Annotated in this window: 3 protein-coding genes; all 3 read right to left on the bottom strand. The window is 57.8% G+C overall.

The features are described from left to right. Window positions 1–378, bottom strand: a 378-nt coding sequence (locus EGI20_RS17190) for an ATP-binding cassette domain-containing protein (protein WP_498632938.1), incomplete at its 3' end; no start/stop codon positions are given. Next, window positions 375–1,277, bottom strand: coding sequence for an ABC transporter permease (locus EGI20_RS17185; RefSeq protein WP_498632937.1), 903 nt, complete (start codon window positions 1,275–1,277; stop codon window positions 375–377). The genes EGI20_RS17185 and EGI20_RS17190, both read right to left, overlap by 4 nt. Window positions 1,278–1,386: 109 nt before the next feature. Further along, entirely contained in the window at window positions 1,387–2,352 is a 966-nt protein-coding gene (locus tag EGI20_RS17180; RefSeq protein ID WP_498632936.1) for an ABC transporter substrate-binding protein, read from the bottom strand. Window positions 2,353–2,804 lie beyond the last annotated feature (452 nt).

Raw genomic sequence — 2,804 nt, 5'->3', positions numbered from 1 at the left:
TAATTCGCGCTGTGCTTTTTTGACGGCCAGTCCCAGACCGCGTTTCTCTCCGCGCTGCCAGGCCAGCGCCAGATTTTCTTCTATGCTCAGCCCTTCACAGGTACCGGCCATAGGGTCCTGGAATACCCGTGCTACCAGCTTGGCACGCTGCCATGCACCCATGCGTGTCACATCCTGCTGGTCGATAAACAGCCGGCCGGAGTCAGGCTGTATATCGCCGGAAATGGCATTAAGCAGCGTCGACTTGCCAGCCCCATTGCTGCCTATCACCGTGACGAACTGGCCGGTTTCTATGGTCAGCGACATGCCGCGCAGTACATGGTTTTCGACTGGCGTCCCCGGGTTGAAGGTTTTTTGCAGATTGTCGGCGCGCATCATTTGGCCAGTCCTCCGGTCAGTGTTTTGAACTTGGTCTTGATCAGCGGCAGCACCAAGGCAAAGCCAACCAGAAGTGCGGTGATCAGGTTCAGATCCTGCGCGGCCAGGCCGATAAAATCGGCGTTGAGTGCCAGCGCGATCAGTATGCGATAGAGCAGGGCACCCAGTACTGTCGCCAGCGTGATGACCCACAGCTTGCGTGACGGAATCAGCGTTTCGCCGATAATGACCGCCGCCAGCCCGACCACGATGGTGCCGATGCCCATCGAGATATCGGCACCACCCTGGGTCTGTACATAGAGTGCGCCGCCCAGCGCGATCAGCGCATTGGATAGCGCCATGCCACAGAGCACCATGCGGTCGGTTGAAATGCCCTGTGCGCGTGCCATGCGCGGGTTGGCGCCGGTGGCGCGCATGGCGAGGCCGGCCTGCGAGGCAAAGAAAGCGTCCAGAGCCAGCTTGGCCAGTACGATAATTGCGGCGAGTACGGCGGGCTGTACCGTCATGGCACGATCGAAATCATCGCCTATCAGCGCGGAGAAGACGGTAGCCTCACCGATCAGCGGAATATTCGGTGCGCCCATAATCCTGAGATTGATCGAATACAAGGCAATCATCACCAGAATGCTGGCCAGCAATTGCAGGATATTCAGGCGTACATTGAGCCAGGCTGTCGTCCAACCGGCTGCCGCACCGGCCAGCATGGCGAAGGCGCAGGCGCTATAAGGGTCATGGCCGCCGGCGATCAGGGTGGCGGCAACGGCGCCGCCCAGCGGGAAGCTGCCATCGGCAGTCAGGTCGGGAAAATTCAGAATGCGAAAGGAAATCAGCACGCCCAATGCAACCAGGGCGAAGATCAGGCCGATTTCCAGTGCTCCCATCAGGGCAATGACGGACATGGTTGGTGGCTTTCTTTGTGTTTGCCATACTTCTGCGGCATGGCTTGTCGTGCGTGGGCAGAAACGGTTTTAGCCGTAGCAGCAGGGAACAGGCGGCTACGGCCAGCACTTATTTGACGATTTCGGCGGCGCTCTTAAGCAGGGCCGGGCTCAGGTTGATGTTCTGCTTTTGTGCTGCAGCCGGGTTGAGCGTCAGTGACAGCTTGTTGCCCATTTGTGGCGCGATGCTGCCGGCTTTCTCACCCTTGAGGATGCGCACCACGATGCGGCCGGCCTGACGGCCGATATCGTAATAATTCTGCCCAAGTGCGGCGATGGCTCCGCGCTTGACCGAATCAGGGTCAGAAGCAATCAGCGGCATCTTGCTCTGGTTGGCGACGGCCACCAGCGACTCGTAAGTCGACACCACATTATTGTCGGTGCTGGTGTAGATGGCATCGACCTTGCCTGCCAGATTCTTGGCTGCGGGGGCGACATCCACGCTGCGCGCGGCGGCCGACTCCACCAGCGTCATGCCGCGTTTGCCCAGTTCGGTTTTCAGTTCGCGCGCCACAATGACCGAGTTGACTTCGCCCGGGCTGTAGACCATGCCGATTTTTTTGGCGGCCGGATGGATTTTCTGGATCAGGTCAACCTGAGCCGCTATCGGCAACCGGTCGGATACGCCGGTGATATTGCTGCCCGAAGCCTTCCATGAAGGCACCAGTTTGGCGGCGACCGGGTCGGTAACGGCAATAAAGACCACGGGGACATTGCGCGTTGCGGCGGCGACGGCCTGTGCGCTCGGTGTGGCGATCGCGACGATGGCGTCGGGCTTGTCGCCGACGAATTTGCGCGCGATTTGGCCTGCTGTTGCGGTATTGCCTTGTGCGCTCTGGTATTGCAGCTTGAGATTGCTGCCGTTCTGGTAGCCGGCTGCCTTCAGTTCGTCCTCCACGCCTTTGCGGGCAGCATCCAGCGCCGGATGGTCAACAATGGCAGTGATGGCAACCGATTTCATATCGGCTGCAAAGGCTGAGCCGAATGCTCCGATAGCGAGCAGCGAAACGAGCAGGGGACGGAGGGATAGGCGCATGGTGTTGATCTCGTCGTAAACAGATAAAGATTGGATTTTGTCTGCAATCTTATGGCAAAACGACGGGTGCTGTTTTTTGCTTATTAGGTTTTTATGCTTACAAATGCGGTTTTATTTTAATAAAATTGCTTATGCGTTGCGGTTTGCGCGATGAAAATTGTATTTTTTGAGTGAGCTTGAAATATGATGGTTAATTTATTGCTGCGCTGCGGCAAGGGTGGGAGTAATGAATCCGGGAGTGCGCTTGTGCGTTTGGTATAGGTAAAGAACAACGGCCACAGACTTGCTGTGGCCGTTGCGTGTTCTGGCTTGCCGCCAGATATGCAGGGGCTTAGTCGAGGTAGTCGTAGCCTGGCAAGGTCAGGAACTCGACGAAGTCGTCACTGCTGGTCAGCTCGGCAAACATGCGTGCCGCGTCTTCATACTGGCGCGTCCAGCGGCTGCCCAGCTTG

Source organism: Aquitalea sp. S1-19 (assembly GCF_024343515.1).
Note: the sequence above shows the minus strand (reverse complement) of the source record. Positions and strands in the feature narration are given on the sequence as shown.